An 18,857-nucleotide genomic window follows, 5' to 3' on the forward strand; every position below is an offset into this window, starting at 1 on the left:
GAGGCTTAAAAAATCGGGTTAAGAGGTGCTCGCCTCCGAGCAACTAGCGCCCGAAGAATCGCCACCAGAACTAGCCCCAGAGCACAGCGCAATCGTGTGAGCATTCGCCAACATCATCTGCGCGTAGTGAGGAGCCTGCGCATCCAGGGTGTCCGAATAGAGCACCCCGGTACGCACCTGCGCCTCCCGAGCCAACTCCGTCAGAACCGGTGAACGCATCGCCGTGGACTTATCCAGGTAAATCGCCGGGACCTTCAAATCCTCGACCGTGCGACGCAGACGCTGACGCTGCTGAATACTCGGCTCGCCGCTGGCACTGGCACTCACAAAACCAGCAATGTGCAACCCGTAGGTGCTCGCCAGATAGCGGTAGCCGTCGTGCGTGGTGACCAGGTTGCGCGCCGCCTCCGGCAGGGCACCGTACACCTGACGCAACTGAGCGTCCAGGGCGTCGAGCTCCTTCATCACCTGCTCGGTGCGGGTCGCGTACTCGCTCGCACCCGCCGGGTCAGCGGAGGTGAGCGCGTCACGAATGACCTGCACGCTCGCCTTCGTGTTCGGCACCGAATGCCAAATGTGCGGGTCAATTTCGCCGTGCACGTGCTTGCCCAGAACGGCCTGGGCCAGCAGGTACACCTGGCCGCGATGCTCCGAAGCACCCGAACGCAGGAAGCGGTAGCTACCGCCGGCGGGCACCTCCTGCAGGGTGCGGGAGGGGACCGCGACCACGGTGCGGTTCAGTTCGTACTCGACGGCGCCCTGGGAGGAATCCGCGCGAAGCACGAGCCTGCCGTCACCGGTGCGTGCCGTAATATCGGCGTGACCTGCGGAAAGAACCTTGATCTCGGCGGCAGAAACGTTCTGCTCCTTCGCCAGGCGGTCCACCAACTGTTGCGGGTCACGACCAACCGCGCAGTACAGGGTGCCGCGCGAAGAACGCACCGACTCCGGGGCCTTCACCGCGGTGGCCCTCAGCTCAATGGCGTACTCGCCGGCATCACTAAACGCCCACGACAGGTGCGTATGCGCCTGCAGAGGAAGCTCCAACGAACCCATATCGCCGGTACGAATCGCGGTGTCCCCCTCACGGGTGAGGTTCACGCCGCGCGCATGCGAATCGCACAGCATCTCCACCGCGCCGAAGGTCTGCGTAATGAACGCCGCCAGCTGCGCATTCGACGAATCGGTAGAGGTGCGCGCCCGCACGCTCTGCACCTCAAAACGCATGCCGGCCTCCGAAGAATCGGCGGGGGCAGACTCGTTCTGCCCGCCCTCCTCAACGCGCAAACCCAGCCAGATGGAGTCCAGGGAGGCATCCTCCACGATGGCTTCCAGCTTGCCGCCGTACTGCTCAATCTTCTCCGCAACCGCCACGGACGCGACCCCTGCGGGCAGGTTCGCCTCAACCATTTTGCTGAGCTTACGCTGCTCCAGCAGCAGACCGTTTGTCAGGGCGCAGCGTGCGTAGGCGACATCGCGGATATCGCGCAGGCTCGGCTCGTACGAGTGCGGGTCGGCACCTGCAGGAACGAGAGAGTGCACGCTGGCGCGCTCTCCTGCAATCTGCTGCGCCAAATCCGCCAGGATCGGGGTCGTGGCGACCACGCGCATCCGGTCGGAGGGAGCATTGACGGTGCTGGCGCATCCGCTCAGCGCGAGGGCACCAGCCCCCATCCCCGCACCCACCGCGATACGGGAAGCGAGGGTGAGGGCGGTACGCCGACTATATGCTTGCGCGCGGTTGCCGGTATGCCTGCTATGCGGCGTCACCGCTGCGGCCCTTTCGGCGTGCCGAACGCAGAATCATGGCACCGAGTGCCAGCGCCAGAATAGAGGTGCTGACCATGAACGGGTCGATGACCACGCCGGTGTTTGGTAGCTTACCTGCGGCGGCTGCCTTCTGGGCGTTCGCGAGTTCCTGGCTGGTCAGGGCGCAATCCTCACCGGAGGCGGTCTTACCGACGATGCGCACCTTAGATCCGTCGGGCTTGGTGACGATGCCGGTGGCTTCGTCCACGGTGCCGTTGAGTGGGTTCTTGGCGGTGCTCTTCTCGCCGCCGTCCTGCTTGGTGCCCGCCGCACCCTGCGCGTTGTTGCTTGCCGGGGCGTTATCGGGGTTGCCGACGGTGAAGTGTAGTACCGATTCGCTGCTGACCTGCTGACCGTTCTTCAGGCGCGCAGTCCAGCCGATGGTCACGGTGTAGCGACCCTCGGCGGTGAACACCCAATTGCTGTGCTGGTGGGTGTTTGCGGGCACCTGGAAGGAGCCGCCGCTACGCGAATCGAAGACCTTCTGACCGGCGGAACCGAAGTTGCCGGAGAGGAAGGTGGATAGGGTGCCGGGGCCCTCAAAGCCGTTGAGGCTCATGGTAACGGGGCCGTCGAGCTGCTTGAGCAGTTCGGGGTCCTGGGTGCTCCAGCCGAGCCAGGGCACGCCCTGCTGCTGGGTTGCACCGATCATGTACACGGGGGTGCCCGCCGGGGCGATGTCTTCCATGCCTGCGGGCAGGTTGAGCTTCGCGGCGTCATTGAGTACGAACTCGAGGGCGCCGGGGGAGACGTGGCGGGCGGGGCTGGTGCGGTCGTCCTTCACGCTGCTGGTGAGGTTGCCGCCGTTGAGGACCGGGCCCACATCGAAGTGGCCGTGGGTGACTTCTTCACGGCCGCTGTGCTCGGCGGTGTTGACCACGGCAAGGGTGGGGATGCCAGTCGGCGCCTGGGCCGCCTGGGCGTTCTGCTTGCTGTCCTTCGCGCTCTTGGAATCTTGAGAATCTTTGGCGTCTTCAGCGGGAACCTCGGTGGCGATGCACTGCTGGTTCAGGCTGCCGGGCAGGCCGGAGGAGAGGATACCGCCGCCGCTGTTGTTGCCGGGTGCGGTGACGTTCTGGGCGTTGGAACCCTTCACGCTGGATCCCTTCACACCGTGGGAGTTGCCACCCTTGCTTTCGCCCTTGTCAGAGCCGTTATTGGTGGTGTTGTCGGCGCCGCTGATAGCGGTAACACCGGATCCACCCTGGGATGCCTGCTCACCATTCGCCGCCGCCTTCGCGCCGTTCGGGTCGGTCACCTGCGCGGCGTTCTGACCGTTCACGGATGCGTCCATGCGGCGAATACCGGTGGATGCGCTCGCCTCGGCAGAGGCGCCAGCCTCAGCACTTGCGGAAGTAGATGCGCTGGCGCTGCTGGTGGCGCTCTCGGTGGCGGTGGAGGTCGCCTCGGGGGTTTCCGCCGCTTCGCGCGTGCTCTCCTTTGCGGCGTTCTGCGCGTTCAGGAGCTTGAAGCCGTCCTCAGCGTTAGTGCCCACGGCGATGGTGTAGGTCGCTTCGGAGCTGACCGGGGTGCCGTCGGTAAGGGTTGCGGTGGCGCGGAACGTCAGCTGGTAGATGCCGGCGCGGGTGAACGCCCAACTGAGGTGCTCGTGGCCGCCCGCGGTGATGGTGTGCGGTGCGAGCTGGTCGTTAGTGCTGAAGACGCGCGGGTTGTCGCGGCCGGATTCGGTGAAGACTTCGGCGCGGCCGCCTTCGGGTACGCTGCTGCGCACGAGTTCAAGGTTGATGGTGTCGCCCTTGAGCGCGCCGGGGCGGATTCCTTCCGCGCCGAGGCCGGGGTAGAGCAGGCCGCGGGTGCGGGTGGAGGGAATGTAGAAGACGTCGGTGCCTTCGGGGGCAATGTAGTCGTAGCCTGCGGCGACGGTGGTGTGTGCGTCCTCGACGTCGGGCAGGTGGAAGACGGTGTGGGCGGGGTTGAATCGTCCCTGCTGGCCGGGGGCGGTGTCTGCGAGGGTGCCGAGGGTGAACTGGTTGCCGTCGAGGAAGGCGTTGAGCATTTCGGTGTGTACGCCCGCGATGACGTAGTCACCTTCGTAGTTGACGTAGGTGCGCGACTCGGTACCTGCCTGGGTACCGGCCTGGTTTTCCTGCGCCTGTGCGGCGGTGAAGGTGCCGACCTGGGGCAGGGCGAGGGGTGCCCCGAGTGCGAGGGTGCATCCGAGGGTGGTTGCGCTGAGTAGGCTCAGGGGTTTGGTGCGTCCTTGCATGGTGGCTCCTTGGATGACTGCTCGTTGGCTGGCGCGCCGCCCGGGTTCCCGGGGTGTGCCGGGTGGTAGGCCGGGGCTAGTCCCGGCGACCTGTTGCCGGGGTCCGGGTTTTGCCCCGTTAGTGGGCGCGTGCGTGCTGTTTCTCTTTGTGAATGTATGTGGTGTGTGTGCGGGTTTTATGCCGCGGCACACCGGTGTTTCTGAGAATCACTATACTCAGCTATTGCATAAATGACAATTATTTGCAAAAGAGCTACCCTAAGAAATAGAAGTGAGAAAGGTTATCATGAATTCCCAGAAGCAGACCCAACGACGGGTCGCCACACACACCCCCGCACTCTTCATCCCCGGCGGCAAGCCCGCCCTCCGCCGCGCCGCCGCATTCCTCTCCTCCGCAGCACTGCTCGCGCTCGCCGGCGCTGCCCCCTCCCTGCCCGCCGCCGCAGGCCCCGACGACGGAAAAATCGTCACCACCAAGGGCCACGTCGACGCCCCCAAAGCCTACTGGGACGAGCAGAACGGCACCTTCGTCCTCATGAACGAGGCGAACCCCTACAAGACCGGCGCAGACACCTACGAACTGGACAAGACCGTCAACTGGGTCGGCAAGGGCTACAGCGGCCGCGACGGCAAGTCGCAGTACACCATGACCCTGGGCGACTCGCCCTCCCTGGCGTTCCTCGGCGAACCCGGCCAGACCCTCTACATGGCACCGCACCTGACCTCCGGCAACCAGGACCCCATCTGGGCTGGCCTGGGCGCCTCCGCTAAGATCCCCACCGAACGCTTCCGTGACGGCGTGTTCGTCACCGACGTTCTCTCCGTTGAGGGCCCGGGCCGCATGGAGCTCTTCCGCTACAACCCGGACGACGCCCCCGCCGACGTGTACCGCATGCTCTCCAGTAGCTCGACCGGCTGGCACTCCTGGCTGCTCGACAAGGGCAGCCACACCCACAACACCACGACCTTCACCCGCCCCGGCCGCTACGTGGTCACCTACCGCACCGTGGCGCGCTCCACCGACGGCCGCATCATCAGCTCCAAGCCGTCGAAGCTGGTCTGGCAGGTTGGCGGCATGCAGCCCGTGCTCGGTGACGGCACCCCCACCGCCGTGCCCACCGTCGACCGCTACAATGCGGCACCCGTTGGCGACCTGGACGCCGCAAAGTACGTGCTGTCCGTGGCACCGCACCGCCTGGATGCCGACCTGGCAAAGAACAAGGACGCCGACGACAAGCTCAGCGACATCACCTTCACCGCCGCGAACAAGAACCTCAAGGGCACCCTGACCCTGTACAACAACGGCTACTTCCTGACCGATCTGCCGGTCGTGAGCGGTACCGCCACCTGGTCTGAAATGCTCGGTAGCGAGGGCTCCCAGCTGCAGGCGGTCTTCACCCCCGACACCTCCGACGCGAACAGCGCGGAGGCGTCCCGCTGGATCTCGCACAAGCTCGCCTACGAGCCCGGCAAGGCTGAGAGCGTGTACAGCGACGACGGTAACGGCTCCTGGCCCGAAGAAATCCCGGACGAAGCGAACACCGTACTCAGCACCCAGCAGTACACGCCGACCAGCATGGACTACGACGTGACCGTCACCCCGAACGGCAACGGCTTCAGCACCGTTGAGGTCCGCTTCAAGGACCCGAAGGTGCGCGGCTTCCTGCGCGGCGGCTTCTACGCCCAGGATGACCCGGTCTACCCGTACCTCGACCTGGAAGGCTCCGTTGAGGATGGCGTGGTGCGCTTTACCTTCCGTGACGAGTCGTTCTACAAGGGTACGGCTCTGCGTGTGAAGATGCTGACCCACCCGGATATGAACGCTTCCGCCTCCACCACTGAGGTTGCGGCGAACTACGAGCCGGGCACCAAGTACACCGCGCACGGTGCTTTGGCTCCCGATAGCGCACCCATTAGCGATGCGCCGAAGCCTGCTCCGGTGGACCCGTCGCCGAGCGCTGAGCCTACCGTCGCGCCTTCTGCTGAGCCGAGCAACGAGCCGAGCATTGCGCCTACGACCTCACCGAGTGAGGTTCCGAGCGTGCCTGCAGTGCCCAGCGAGCCGGCGCCCTCTAGCCCCACGCCCGCGAACCCGACCCCGAGCGCCCCTGCTCCGACTAGCCCGGCACCGTCTGCGCAGCCGTCCACCCCCGGAACCCCCGGCCACCAGTGCGTGCCCGGCAAGATTGACGGCCGCACCAAGATTTCGCACGGCCACCTGGATATCCAGGCGACCCTGAAGGACCGCCAGCTGTCCGTGGGTCTGCGTGACGACAGCGGCATCATTGACGCCGATTCGACCGTGCGCCCGCTCGATTCGGTCGTGTGGACCGTCAGCGAGAACGCCCGCCGTGTACGCACCGAACGTATGGCTGATGAGAAGCTGAACTTTATGGGCCCGGTCGGTACCGCCTTCTACGGCCTGCCGCAGACTCAGCAGAGCGGCCTGCCCTGGCCCGGCTACAACACGCAGGACATTGACTACTCGCAGCTGCGCGACCCGGTGCGCCTGCACGTGGTTCCGAAGGTCATGCCTGAGGGCGCACGCTTCGGCATGTTCACCGAGTCGCTGAACGGTGCGGATGTGCTGCTGGATTCGACGACCGGCAAGACCACGATCGACATTGATTACGCGACGCACGCGCACGCGAACTGGGTGTTCTCTGAGCCCGGCCAGTACATGTTTGACGTGCACTATTCTGCGACCCTGGCTGATGGTACTGAGGTGAACAGCCCGGTGCAGCAGCTTGCGGTTGCTGTGGGTAAGAAGGCGTCGGATGCGTGCTCGTTTGAGACTGCCGTGCCGAAGGACCCGAACGCGGCTGCGGACGACTTTAGTGGTGTGCGCCGTGTGGATTCGGCAACCCCGGGTGGTACCGCTGGTGCTAACCAGCCCGGCTCCGCGCAGTCTGGTGCCGCGCAGGCTGGTCAGTCCGGTCAGGCTGGTGCTTCCGGTGCTGCCGGTGATGTGAACGCGCAGGGTTCGGCTGACGGTTCTGCTGGCGGCGTGTACCCGGGCGGTATCTCCGGCGGTGGCACTGGTGGTGGCTCTTTGGGTCAGTCTGGTGTGTCTGCTGCGTCGGGTGGCGTGAGCTCCCAGCAGGGTGGCCTGGCGCGTACTGGTTTTGGTGCGGTGTCTGTGGCTGTGGGTGGCGCACTGGTGCTTGGTGCGGGCACTGTGATGGTGCTGCGTTCTCGCCGCCGCGCTTCTTAGCGCTCGCCGCGTGAGGATGCGCTGATAGGGTGAAGCCCCCGCGGCTGAGAGGATGACTCTCGGCTACGGGGGCTTTGTTTTTAATTTATGAGGTTGTTATTCTTTGATTTCTTCAAAGCGGGTCGTATCAAAATCCCGTTCCTTTTTAGGTGATGAATTTGCGACATGGAATAGGTATTTTTTACCAGGCTGAGCTGTTGCAACGTAGGCGGGAACCTTCCAGCCTTCTGGGGCTTCATACAATGTGAGGGTACCGCATTCTTCTGTCTCAAAAAATCCTTTTGGCCTAATATCATTCATGCCGCTTACTGTGCCGCCGCGCTCTTTCGTATATGCCTTAGTTACGGTGCAGGTAGCGGTGATACCGTCACTGTCATCACGTGAGTATTTAGGGAAAACAAAGAACATGTACCAAAGAATGATGAATGAAATAATGAGCGCTATCCTTTGGCGGCGTTTATAATTAATTTCCATTAACTGCCTCATTCCTTGATAGATTTACATATCGACGTCGGCAAGACCAGTAACCTTCTCGCGACCCCTGAAATAAAGAATGGTCATACCCCTATCGTCCAACTCATTCACCCTCGCCACATCATCCGAATTATTCATATCAGGCCAACGCTCATTCTCAATCCTGAACCGCACAATCGCCAAGATGCGATAGTTATTGTGGGTAGTCGGACCAAAGGCAGCAATCTGTTTACCGGAGCGGGTATAGAAGCCCACCATATCCTGATCTTCAACATTCAGCGTTTCGTAATACACGATGCTGTCTATCGCGTTAATAGGGTAGCGGGTCGGATTAGCTGACCAGACGCGCTGCTCAATACCTTCAGGGGAGAGCTTCACGTAAGCGACAAGAATATAGCGAGAACACAAGAAAAAGAATAACGCTAAAGCAATTCCGGCGATATTAAACCAGATACCCATATTTCCACTATGACTATTGGCCATATATATCCAAAAAATGGAATTAATGGATTAAATATACAAATCCATACCTCAAAGCGATTTACTCGCCTAATGTAAATTCCTTCTGCTTCTTTTTTCTTATCTTGGTGTCGATTAATCTCGTACCTGATAATAATGTAGGGGATAGAGGCAATGGAGAGAACTAAGATAATTCCCCAGAAAATACTAAAGATGGTATCTAGCATGCTTTACTCCGCCTCCTGAACGCTAGCGTGAGAAGAGGAATCCGCGTCTTCGTTCTCAGGAATGGTGATACCCACGGTGACGTACTTCTTCACCGACCACCCATTCATCGCCACCGATGCCGCGAAGAACAGTGCAGGCAGCAACTCCAGACGAACCAGCGAATAGCCCAAGTATCCAAGCGCAATACACCCAGCCAAACCAGCCACGCCAATACACACGGCACGCAGGGTGCGGTACCCCTCGGTTCCCTCCTCAAAGCGGGTGCCCTGCAGGTAAAAGAGGCCCTCACGCACAACACGCAGGAACCCAGGAGCCAGGAAAAGCGCAACCGCCAGAGCCGCCGGATCATAGCCTGCAGTCATGAAACTAGTCAGAGGAACCACAAGGCACAGAACCGTGAAAATAGCCGCCGACACAACACCCACACGGGCTGAGCGCTTATCCAGCTGTTCCATGCGCTGCAGGTTAGGAATATCGTCATTAGGCTCGGTCGGCTGAATGAGGAAGTAGGTAATGAATATTCCGCCAGCCATGTACCAGGAAGCGAAGTTCGTCTCAGGGGTCCATGGAGTCTGGTCCCCCTGGAGTACACCGAAAGCCGTAAGAACTGTCAGTACAATCAAGCCCACCGCGCTGATGGAGTGAACGAAGATAAAGAAGTGGTGGAAGAGGCCACCGTTTGATTCGTAGCCAATACCTCCCTTGAGTACTGTATCTATGGCTGAGAGACCGATAGTACTTGCAACGAGGAACATTGCGCCCCACGGCCAGCCCCCAAAAATGCCCGATAACAACGACACAAGAATCATGAAGCTAAAGCAGAACCATAGGAAGATTAGCCATAGGATTCTGAAGGTTTCAGAGATAGCGTTCATGCTATTTCCCCTTTCAGCTATTTGGACTCTGCCGCAGCACGGTCAAGGATGCGCTGCAGGTGCTCCGGGATCTGTCGGTACTCCCCAGCCTCGGGGGAGCCAATCTCATACTTGCGGGCGTAGCAGAGGATTTTGATAAGGGTATCCATCTGGTCATAGTCACCAAACTCTACAAAGAGTTCCAGGATGTACTCCGTAGTCAAAGGCCATACCGCCCACGGAAGATATGGTTGAGGGGCGCTCGCAGGCACGGCGACTGCCGCACACGCGAACGCCCCCACTCAGGTTACTAAACCAGACCCCGGTCTACTTGTTGTCTACGCGGTAGAGCCAGCCACCATATGAGCAGTAACGCTTACCGTCCTTCTCGGTGTAGTAGGCACCAAATTCCTTGCTCTCACACTTCTGAATCGCTTCGCGTGCCATCTGCTCACGCTCTGCACGCTTCTGAGCGCGCACATTGTTACCCAGAACGAAGGTGACCATCGCAACCGCGACCAGCACGAGCGAAATGATAGCCATGACCTTGCCCTTGCCGGTGCCGCGCTTGACCATGACCAGGGCAATAATCGCGAAAATAACGGTCGGAACTGCGGTAAATGCGCCCAGGATAATGAAGCCGGTCAGGGCGGAGATAATGCCCAAGACCAGTGCGGTTACTGCCGCCCACTTTTTCTTTTTCGGGGCTTCGACGGGTGCGCCGTGTGCGGGCTGTGCGGCGGGTGCCTGCTGGGTGAACTGCGGCTGCTGCGGTGCGGCCGGCTGCGGGGTGTTTTCAGACATGAAAGTCCTCATTTCGTATGTGGTTGGTGAATCTATCGATAGGGTGCCACCCCGAGTGGGCTGGCATTTCCTAAGGATACCGTAGCGGGAGAAATCTCTTGATGAGAGTAGATAAATGTATATGCACGCACTGTTGTGCAATGTCTACTATGAGAAATTTTTCTCACAACAGGGTGTGGAAGATGCGCTTTGCCGCGAAATAGTGTAATGTTCGGAGTGGTGCAAAGCACTAACGGTGCGTATTTGATATTCGTGTATCTAATGCACATCTTCCGGCAACTCAACGACGAAAGAGGAACTCGTGTCCGATCGCGTACTCTCATCGCAGGCAGCCAAGGATGCCATTACTGCTCTCCAGAACATCATCAATGGCGGCCTGCAGAACGAAATCAACAACCTCAACCAGCAGGGTAACCAGCTGAAGGACCCCAACAACTGGGACGGCCCCCTGGCTGAGCGTTTCCGCAATGACACCTGGCCCGGCGTAGAAAACACCCTGCGTAACCTGACTCAGGAACTGACCGACCTGCGCGAGCAGCTCAACCAGATTTCTACCGATATCTTCCAGGCAGGTGGCGGCTCCTAAGCCTTCCCTGGTAAACGCCGTTTACCGCCCCGCTCCCCGGCTACGGGGCGGTGAGCGGTAGGCGGCGTTTTCTGTTATTCGGTTATACCCACGTAGTTTTCCAGACATGGTGTACATGTCTGTCTACATCTGTTTAATCACCACACTTCCGAACCAATCACACCTGAAAGGTGGCAGAGCATGGATGCGCCCGATTCAACTAATGTGAGCACTGAAAGAGTTAAGTTTGATGATGCAACATCTGATGCTTTTGCGAATGCCTGCCGTGGCGTAGCGCAGAACATTGATAATACTCTTCCCGGCCTCAAGTCCTCTTTGACGAAGGCTCTTGAGGATTTTGAAGGTCACTACGCAGAGATTACGGCAGCCAATATTGACACTGCAGTCAGTGATGGTCGTGATATTGCGAATATTCTGCGCCAGCTGGCAACGGTGGTGGACCGCCTTAAGGAAGCTGCTCATAAGGAAAATGAGAACCGCGACCGTATGTACCACTATGAGACTGACTGGGGCGGTTTCCGTAAATGGTGGAATGAAACGTTCGGAGGTGATCCTCCGAAGGCTGAGCATTACGTACCTGACACCAATATTGATACTGCGTCGTTAGGTCATCGTGAGAGCACTGAGACTCGTTCATCGGGCATGCCTGTTTCTTCGGCGCGCCCTTCGACCGTGCGTGCTCTTTCTGGTACTTTGGCGAACCTCGGCACTAGCTTTGACGCTGAGCCCGGTAAGCTCCGTAGCCTTGCTTCTGAATTTGCGGCTAAGTGCCAGTGGGGAACTATTGATGCTGAAAATCTCATCAGCACGTTTGAAGCGTGGAATAAGTCGAACGCCAACGATAAGACTTGGCTGGGCATCGTAGCCAATACTTTTGAAAAGTACGGTAGCTCGGGCCAGATTGTTACCGTTGCTGATTCTGTTCTGGATGGCGCCATTAGTGCAGCTGGAGTTAGCACCGAGCGTCACGATTTGGAAGTTCCGACTCCGGCTATTGTGGGTAAGTCTACGACCAGCGGTTATGTGAATGACCCCGTGAACGTTGCGACCGGTAACTTCATTGAAGAAGAAACCGACATGGCGTTCTCCGGCGTGGTTTCTGCGTGCGCTGTAACTCGCATGTACAACAGTGTGGCTGTTTTCGGTCAGCACGCTGTATCTGGCGTGTTCGGTGCTGGCTGGTCCTCAAATATTGAGAGCCGTGTGCAGCTGAACGTTGAGAATGCTGTCTGGACTATGGCTGACGGTCGTGAGGTTACCTTCGACCGAATGACTCGTGAGGACGGCACCCACGGCTATGCTCGTGCCCCGCGTGAAGCATGGTGGCTTGAAGAACTGCCCCTCACCCAGCTGATGGGTGAAGAGGGCTCTATTGCTGATCCCTCCCTGCGTTATATTTTGCACGCTACGGGCTATGACGCCTCGTCCCTGCTGCGTATTTCCGACAACTCTGGTACCCAGCACATTTTTAGCCTCACCGGTGTTTACCTGGGCATGAGCGCTGGAGCAGGTACTGCTGTCGCATACCTGCGCGATGAAGAGGGTCGTGTTGGCGCTATCGTGCATCAGCGCGGTGCACGTATCGAGGTGGAGTACACCGAAGGTGGCCTCGTCGGTGCTATTCACTCTTCACGTGGTCAGTCGGTGCGTTACGAGTACGTCACTCTTGACGGTCGTACTCACCTGTGTGCGGTGCATGGCGATGCCGGTACCCGCCGTTATGAACATGACGCTACCGGTCTGATTCACCGTGTGGTAGCTAGTGCCGGCACTGTTGAGGTGACGAACTACTACGACCCGACCGGCCGCATTACCGAACAGGACACCGAATACGGTCGTCGTGTTCGCTACCGCTACCTGCCGAATGGCATTACTGACGTTTCGAACGAAGACGCCTCCTATACGAACCTGTGGATTAGTGACCAGTACGCACGCCTGACCGCCATTGTTGACGCGGAAGGCGGGCGTGCTAGCTATGCCTACGATGACTTTGGCAACCGTGTGAGCGTAGTAGACCGCGATGGTTCTCGCATTACCCGCTACAGTGATGAGCGTGGCCGTATTATTCGTGAGGTCACCGATGAGGGCGCTGAAACCCTCTTCGCCTATGACGAGCATGACCGCGTAGTCTCCGTGGCAATGAGCGCTATTGAGACGGACCCGCGCGCTCGCCGTGCCGCCCGTCTGGCTCGTCGTGCCCGCATGGAGGCTGAGGCCCAGGGTCGCACTTTTGAGGGTGTTTCGGGGCAGGACTCTGCCCAGAGCCCTGCCGTAAGCCCGATGACTACGGTGACTTACGAGTACGCGAATGATTTTGAGCGTAACCCTTCTTCTATGACCGACGGTAACGGCCATGTGACCCGTTTTGAGTGGGCTGACGGTCTGCTACAGCGTGTGGTGAGCCCTGAGGGTGTTACTGTCTCCCTTGAGTATGACGAGTTCGGTCTGCTGACCGGTATTCGTAATGCTGAGCAGCAGCTGACCCGTTGCGAGTACTCTGCTGCGGGCCACCTGGTGAAGATTGTTTCGGCCCTTGGGCTGGAGACTGAGTTCACCTATGATTCTGCCGGTCACATGGTGTGCCGTCAGGACCCGGATGGTTCCCGCTGGCGTTTTGAGTACGCTGCTGGCGGTCGCCTGGTGGCTTCGGTGGATCCTGCAGGTGCCCGTACCGAGTACGAGTACGGTCCGAGCGGTGACATTGTTGCCGTGGTCGACCCGCTGGGTCGCCGCATGGAGCGTTCCTTTGATACGAACGGCAATATTGACCGCATTACCCTGCCGGGTGGCGCGCAGTTCAACTACGCCTACGATGGTTTGATGCGCCTGGTCCGCACCATTGACCCCGCCGGTGGTGTGTGGACTCGCGAGTATGATGCCGCAAGCACCCTGACCGCGTTGATTGACCCGACCGGCGTGAGTGTACGTACTTCGGTTGATTCCTCGCGCAAGACCTTCACCACCAATGATGGTGTTGATCGCGTGCGTATCTCGTGCGACCACCTGGGCCGCCCGGTGCGTACCGAGGTTCTCCCCGAGGATTCTGGCCCGCAGGTTAGTGCAGATGCTGACGACCCGACTGTCTCCACGATGGTTTATGACGGCGCGGGTAACCCCGTGCAGGTTCTGGACGCTGAGGGCGGTCTGAGCCGTTACGAGTACAACGGCTCGAACCAGATGGTGCGTATGATTTCCCCCGCGGGTCGTGTGACCGAGTACAGCTATGATGTGTGCGGTCGACTGGCTGCAACCTATGAGGCTGCCGGTACTGCTGAGCAGTCTGTGACTCGTTACGAGTACGATGCTGATTCCCGTCTGATTCGCCAGGTGTACGGTGACGGTTCTGAGGCGCGCGTTCGCTATGACGCGTGCGGTCGTGTGCTGTCCATTACCGGTTCCGGTGTGGCTTCTCCGGTGTTCTACACCTGGGATTCTTGTGGTCGTGTGAAGAGCATCCGTGATAACAAGTGGGGTACTCGTTCGTTCACCTATGATGCTGCTTCCCAGGTGGTTGCGGTGACTAATGGTGCCGGTGGCGTGACCCATTACCGTTATGACGAGGCGGGTAACGTTACCTCTGTGATGGACCCTGCCGGTCGTATTACCAGCTACGAGTATGACCTGATGGGTAATGTTCTGGCGGTAACCAATCCGCTGGGTATGCGCACTACCTCTACCTATGATGCTGCCGGTCGTCTGCTGACCAGCACTGACGGTAATGGTGCTGTACATTCCTTCGGTTACGACCGTGACGGCGTTCCCTGTTCCCATTCGGTGAATGGCTCTCTGTTGTACCGTATGGAGCGTGATTCTGCGCGCCGTACGATGACGACTTATGATCATGCGGGCGTTGATGCGTTTGGTGCTCCCGTAGTGATCGTCGAGTCGTACGACCGCTTAGGTCGTCTAATCCGTCAGCGCCGTGAGTTTGGTGCCCAGATTCCGCAGTCTTTCCGCACTGCGTACATGGACGAGGCCGGCGGCTATGAGCTGTCCTATGCTTATGATGCTGATGGTCTGCGCACTGAGTTTGTGCACCCTCTGGGTTCGAGCGCTTATGCGTATGATGCTGCTGGTCGTATGGTCAAGCAGACTGACATCACCGCGTATCGCCTGGATGGGACCGCTGTTACCTCTGAGTCTCGTGTGGAGTCTTCTTTCGAGTACAACGCGGTAGATGCGCTGGTGCGTGCGCAGGTGTCTGATTTGGCGGGTAGCTGGGTTCGCGAGTTTGGTTACCGTGGTGCGCACATGATTTCTGTGACTGAGGGCCCTGCTGTGGCAGACTCTTCTGAGGCTCTGCGCACTGAGATTATTCGTGATGATTTGGGCCGTATTAGCGGTGTGGATTCGCCTGCTGGTCTGGTCATGTACACCTACACTGACGCGCAGATGCTCTCTTCTGCCGTACGCGGTACCGAGACTCTGCGTTGGACCTATGACGCTGCTGGTGCGCTGGTGCGTGTTGAGTACTTTGATAGCGCCCAGCCGCAGAGCGCTTGGGTGAAGGTGCTGGTCACTGATGAGGGCGCCCGCGTTCGCGCAGTATGTCTCTACGGTGTGCAGGGTGAGGCGAAGGCTGATTCCCCGTCGGCTGAGTTTGCTCCTGTTGTTGAGGACGCTCAGGCGTGGCTGGGCCAGTGCCCGGAGTCCGTGGAAGTTGAAGGCGTTACCTTGGTGCCGGTTTCGACGAGCGTGTTCTCGTATGACGGTAATGATTCGCGTCTTCTGCAGGTTTCTTCGGATGGTTCTGGCTCGTTGCTGACTTATGGTGCGGCTGGGTTCGTGAGCTCGGTGGCGTCGTGGGGTTCTGCTGAGGATTCTGCTGTGTCCTTCTCGCTGTTGTGCGCTTCTACTGATGGTCGTGTGCTTGCTGCCGGTGGTGCGCCTGTTGGTGTACCCGAGTTTGGTGTGCCCTCAACCGGTGCTGGTGTCGCTGTTGGTTCTGTGGCTGGTTTTGATGCTTCGGTGATGCACCCGCTGGTGTGGGATGAGAATTCGTTCGTTCCGCGCGTGCTGGGTGTGGGCGGCTCGTCGTTGCCTTCTGTGGGTTCGTTGGTTCCTGGTGCTGGTTCTGGTGCTGGTTTGTTGGATCCGTATGGTTGGGCGTCTTTGGGTGTTGCTGCGCCTGCTGTGCCGTCTGCTCAGGGCGCTTCTGCTACTGGTGGTGCGCCTGTGTTGCCGGATTCGCTGGTTGGTGTTTCTGCGGCTTCGGGTGTGGTGCTGGGTTCTTCTGGTTTTGAGGTGTTGGGTGCCCGTGTGGTGGATTCGCGTGTGGCTCGTTTTACTGCGCCTGATCCTTTGGCGGCTCCTGTGGGTGCCGCGTGGGGTGCTGATCGGTTCTCGTTGGTGGGTGGTAACCCGGTTTCTTTGGTGGATCCGTGGGGTTTGTCGCCGATTTCGTTTGAGGAGTATGAGGAGTATCGTCAGGAGCGCATTAAGAATAAGGGTGCGATTATGGCGGCGCGTTGGTTGCAGGTGGCTGCTGTTGCGGTCGTGGTTGCATCTGTATTTTGGGGTGGTCCTCTTATCGCTGCTATTGCTTGGGGTGCGGCTGCTGGTGCTTTGGAAGGCGCTGCTGGTGCCTTGGAGAAGACGAAGAATGGTCAGGTGGATCTCTGGAACGTGATAGGGGAAGCAGGCTGGGGCGCAGCTAAAGGCGCTGTTACGGGCGTTGTCGCGAAGGTGTTTACCCATGCTCAAGTTTTTGCCAAAATTCCGGTAAACGGTTTTACGGAGAATATGGCTTCTAAGGTGGCTTCTAAGGCTGCCTCTAAGAAGGGCTTTGATAAGCTTGTACCTTCTATTATTCAGAAGCCTGCTCAGAAGGCCGCTTCATTCATTAGTGCTCGTAGAGATTCCGTGAGTAAGATCAGTTGGAAGACTAAGGATCCTGCGCCTTGGGTGAGGATGCAGAATATATCTGGTAAGTATGCCCCGGAGATTGCGGGTGAGTCATTGTCTGCTGGCGTGGGTGCCGTGTGGGATTACACGAGGAAGGCCGAAAACTTTAACGCCGGGGAGGCTGCTAAGGTTTTTACTTGGTCATCTATTTCTGGCTTTGCTAAGAGTGGTATAACCAAGGGCGTTAAGGTTGGGTATTCTGATAAGGTTGCGTCTAAGACTAAAGATTCAATCCTTAAGACTAAGGAATCGTATCTAGATAAAATTGCGCCGGGAGAGAAAGCTCCGCTTAAGATGCGAATTCAGGAAAAATGGGATATCGCAAAGGATTTCACTCGGGGCGCAATGAAACAGACTGTAGTTAATGAGGTTACATCGCGTGGCCTGAATGCGACCTTCGGTTGGACGGAAAAGTATGTTCAACGTGATGCGTTGCAAAAGTCTGCGCGGAACCAGACGCCTGTTTCTGAGCGTCGAGCGAATTTGTTGATGGCAAAGGACTTTACGGACGCTGTTTTGGGTACTCCGAAAGATTTGTTGAAGTCGGGAGCCGGTAGTTTTAAATCTCATAAGGATGAGCTGAAGAAGTCAACCGAGGCTACGGTCGAGAATACTACTGTAGCTCCTGCTGAAACTGCTGAAGGTAAATAATTGTGCGTACTTTCCTGACTATCTTCTGGGGTGCCGTCGCTTTACCTACGACAGTTGCGACATTCTACGTCATCATCAATTACGAGGTGCAGCGATGGAAAGATAAGAAGCGGCGGCGCGAGGGTATTTATATTCGACGAGCTAATCAGGCTGAAGCTCTCTTGATGATATTTACTCCCGCCTTCCCCTGCCTTTCGTTTGTAGCCCACATATACGGTCCTGAATCATTAGATATAGCGACTGAAATAGTGATTTTATTAGTATCGGCTATGTTCATTGCCTTTTTGCGTTATGTGCATGTCGCTTATGTGAAGCTTTCTCCTGAAGGTATTGAGCAGCGTGTCTGGTCAGCTAACCCAACGGTCTACCCGATAGGTGCGATTGATAGCGTTACCTACTACAAGACGGTGGATGTTGAAGACCAGGATATGGTGGGTTTTTATACGAAGTCGGGTAAGCAGATTGCTGCTTTTGGTCCGATGACTCATAACAATTACCGGCTTTTGGCGATTGTGCGTTTTAGGATTGAGAACGAGCGTTGGCCTGATATGGATAATCCGGATGATGTGGTTCAGGTGGATTTCTTGGATTGTGCCTCGAGGACGATTCGTTATTTTGAGGATTTGGAGAAGGTCACCGGTCTTGCAGATGTCGACATGTAGCACCGCATAGAGAAAGCCCCTGGGCTGAGAGATTACCTCTCAGCCCAGAGGCTTTTTGTATACCAGGGTCAGCCATGAAACTCAGGTGGATACGGGCCCAAGCCCAGCCGCTGGTGAATGGCCGCCCAGTCTTCACCCGAGCCTCGCGCCGAGTTAACTTTCTAGCCACCTAACCCATAGACCATCAAAGTGCTCGACATTTCAACGTGTCAGAGCTTTCAAACACATAGAGTATCCTTGGGGAAGGTACGCCACCTGCCGGTGGTGCGCTTCCGGATATTCACCAACCATACGAAACGAGAACCCGCCATGCGTACTTTCCTCATTGTCTTCTGGGGTATCTTCGCTGTGTTCACAACAGTTGCGACGTTTTATGTCCTCATTAATTACGAGGTGCAGCGCTGGAAAGATAAGCAACGGCTACGTGAGGGTATCTATATTCGACGAGTTACTCGGCTCGAAGCTTTATGCCTAATATTTGTTCCCATCCCGTCCGTACTAATGGCTTTCTTTCATATTTATATTGAAGAAGAATTCGGCACAGGCAATGAAATACTCTACCTATGCTTGTCATTTGCCCTCCTTCCGCTGTTGCGGTATGTGCATGTTGCCTACGTGAAAACCTCCGCCGACGGCATCGAGCAGCGCATCTGGTTCTCCAACCCGACCCGTTACCCTTTTACCGCGATTAACCGCGTCGTGTTCTACAAGGCAGCAAAATATGAAGATGAGGACATGGTGGGGTTCTACGCCAAGTCAGGCACCCAGATTGCCCTGTTTAGCCCGTTGCCTCATAAAAATTACCGGCTTCTGGCGATTGTGCGGTTCAGGATTGAGAACGAGCGTTGGCCTGACATGGACAACCCGGATGATGTGGCTCAGGTGAACCGTTTGGATTGTGCTGGGAAGACGATGCGCTACTTTGAGAATCTGGGGAAGGTTACTGGCCTTGCCGACGTTGACATGTAGCACCGTATAGAGAAAG

Annotated in this window: 12 protein-coding genes; 5 read left to right on the forward strand and 7 right to left on the reverse strand. The window is 58.0% G+C overall.

The features are described from left to right. Window positions 1-18 precede the first annotated feature (18 nt). Window positions 19-1,770, reverse strand: a complete 1,752-nt coding sequence (locus tag JX292_RS05760) for an anchored repeat ABC transporter, substrate-binding protein (RefSeq protein ID WP_204862433.1) — start codon at window positions 1,768-1,770, stop codon at window positions 19-21. Further along, window positions 1,757-4,036, reverse strand: coding sequence for a TIGR03773 family transporter-associated surface protein (locus JX292_RS05765; RefSeq protein WP_204862435.1), 2,280 nt, complete (start codon window positions 4,034-4,036; stop codon window positions 1,757-1,759). The genes JX292_RS05760 and JX292_RS05765 overlap by 14 nt, the downstream gene beginning before the upstream one ends. A gap of 286 nt (window positions 4,037-4,322) precedes the next feature. Between JX292_RS05765 and JX292_RS05770 the strand changes: the two genes are divergently transcribed. Further along, window positions 4,323-7,250 carry a choice-of-anchor M domain-containing protein gene (locus JX292_RS05770; protein WP_204862437.1) on the forward strand — a complete coding sequence of 976 codons (2,928 nt, stop codon included), beginning with the start codon at window positions 4,323-4,325 and terminating at the stop codon, window positions 7,248-7,250. 96 nt (window positions 7,251-7,346) lie between these two features. Here the strand turns inward: JX292_RS05770 and JX292_RS05775 are convergent, their stop codons facing one another. From JX292_RS05775 to JX292_RS05795, 5 genes are all read right to left on the reverse strand, one after another. Next, the gene (locus JX292_RS05775) at window positions 7,347-7,724 is read right to left on the reverse strand and encodes a hypothetical protein (RefSeq protein ID WP_204862439.1); all 378 of its coding nucleotides are present in this window, start codon (window positions 7,722-7,724) and stop codon (window positions 7,347-7,349) included. A 24-nt stretch (window positions 7,725-7,748) separates the two neighbouring features. Then, on the reverse strand, window positions 7,749-8,183 hold the full coding sequence (locus tag JX292_RS05780; RefSeq protein WP_239653663.1) for a hypothetical protein: 435 nt from the start codon (window positions 8,181-8,183) through the stop codon (window positions 7,749-7,751). A 230-nt stretch (window positions 8,184-8,413) separates the two neighbouring features. Beyond that, entirely contained in the window at window positions 8,414-9,286 is an 873-nt protein-coding gene (locus JX292_RS05785) for a hypothetical protein (RefSeq protein ID WP_204862441.1), read from the reverse strand. Between the two features lie 17 nt (window positions 9,287-9,303). Further along, window positions 9,304-9,489: a hypothetical protein gene (locus tag JX292_RS05790; protein WP_204862443.1), complete on the reverse strand. Its 186-nt coding sequence runs from the start codon at window positions 9,487-9,489 to the stop codon at window positions 9,304-9,306. A gap of 103 nt (window positions 9,490-9,592) precedes the next feature. Continuing rightward, on the reverse strand, window positions 9,593-10,069 hold the full coding sequence (locus JX292_RS05795; RefSeq protein ID WP_204862445.1) for a DUF4190 domain-containing protein: 477 nt from the start codon (window positions 10,067-10,069) through the stop codon (window positions 9,593-9,595). Between the two features lie 301 nt (window positions 10,070-10,370). Between JX292_RS05795 and JX292_RS05800 the strand changes: the two genes are divergently transcribed. From JX292_RS05800 to JX292_RS05815, 4 genes are all read left to right on the forward strand, one after another. Continuing rightward, a complete protein-coding gene (locus JX292_RS05800) occupies window positions 10,371-10,655 on the forward strand; it encodes a pyrophosphorylase (RefSeq protein ID WP_005507345.1) in 285 nt (94 codons plus the stop codon). 180 nt (window positions 10,656-10,835) lie between these two features. Then, on the forward strand, window positions 10,836-17,210 hold the full coding sequence (locus JX292_RS05805; RefSeq protein WP_239653664.1) for a DUF6531 domain-containing protein: 6,375 nt from the start codon (window positions 10,836-10,838) through the stop codon (window positions 17,208-17,210). 2 nt (window positions 17,211-17,212) lie between these two features. After that, window positions 17,213-17,872 carry a hypothetical protein gene (locus JX292_RS05810; RefSeq protein ID WP_204862447.1) on the forward strand — a complete coding sequence of 220 codons (660 nt, stop codon included), beginning with the start codon at window positions 17,213-17,215 and terminating at the stop codon, window positions 17,870-17,872. Between the two features lie 309 nt (window positions 17,873-18,181). Beyond that, window positions 18,182-18,841, forward strand: a complete 660-nt coding sequence (locus tag JX292_RS05815; protein ID WP_204862449.1) for a hypothetical protein — start codon at window positions 18,182-18,184, stop codon at window positions 18,839-18,841. The last annotated feature ends 16 nt before the right edge of the window (window positions 18,842-18,857 follow it).

Origin of the sequence: Rothia mucilaginosa, assembly GCF_901875305.1 — a bacterium.
Classification (GTDB): domain Bacteria; phylum Actinomycetota; class Actinomycetes; order Actinomycetales; family Micrococcaceae; genus Rothia.

What these genes read in the sequence shown, in the direction of transcription:
- JX292_RS05770 (WP_204862437.1), top strand. Translation starts at nt 4,323, where the DNA reads ATGAATTCCCAGAAGCAGACCCAACGACGGGTCGCCACACACACCCCC.
- JX292_RS05780 (WP_239653663.1), bottom strand. Translation starts at nt 8,183, where the DNA reads ATGGGTATCTGGTTTAATATCGCCGGAATTGCTTTAGCGTTATTCTTT.
- JX292_RS05765 (WP_204862435.1), bottom strand. Translation starts at nt 4,036, where the DNA reads ATGCAAGGACGCACCAAACCCCTGAGCCTACTCAGCGCAACCACCCTC.
- JX292_RS05815 (WP_204862449.1), top strand. Translation starts at nt 18,182, where the DNA reads ATGCGTACTTTCCTCATTGTCTTCTGGGGTATCTTCGCTGTGTTCACA.
- JX292_RS05775 (WP_204862439.1), bottom strand. Translation starts at nt 7,724, where the DNA reads ATGGAAATTAATTATAAACGCCGCCAAAGGATAGCGCTCATTATTTCA.
- JX292_RS05785 (WP_204862441.1), bottom strand. Translation starts at nt 9,286, where the DNA reads ATGAACGCTATCTCTGAAACCTTCAGAATCCTATGGCTAATCTTCCTA.
- JX292_RS05795 (WP_204862445.1), bottom strand. Translation starts at nt 10,069, where the DNA reads ATGTCTGAAAACACCCCGCAGCCGGCCGCACCGCAGCAGCCGCAGTTC.
- JX292_RS05805 (WP_239653664.1), top strand. Translation starts at nt 10,836, where the DNA reads ATGGATGCGCCCGATTCAACTAATGTGAGCACTGAAAGAGTTAAGTTT.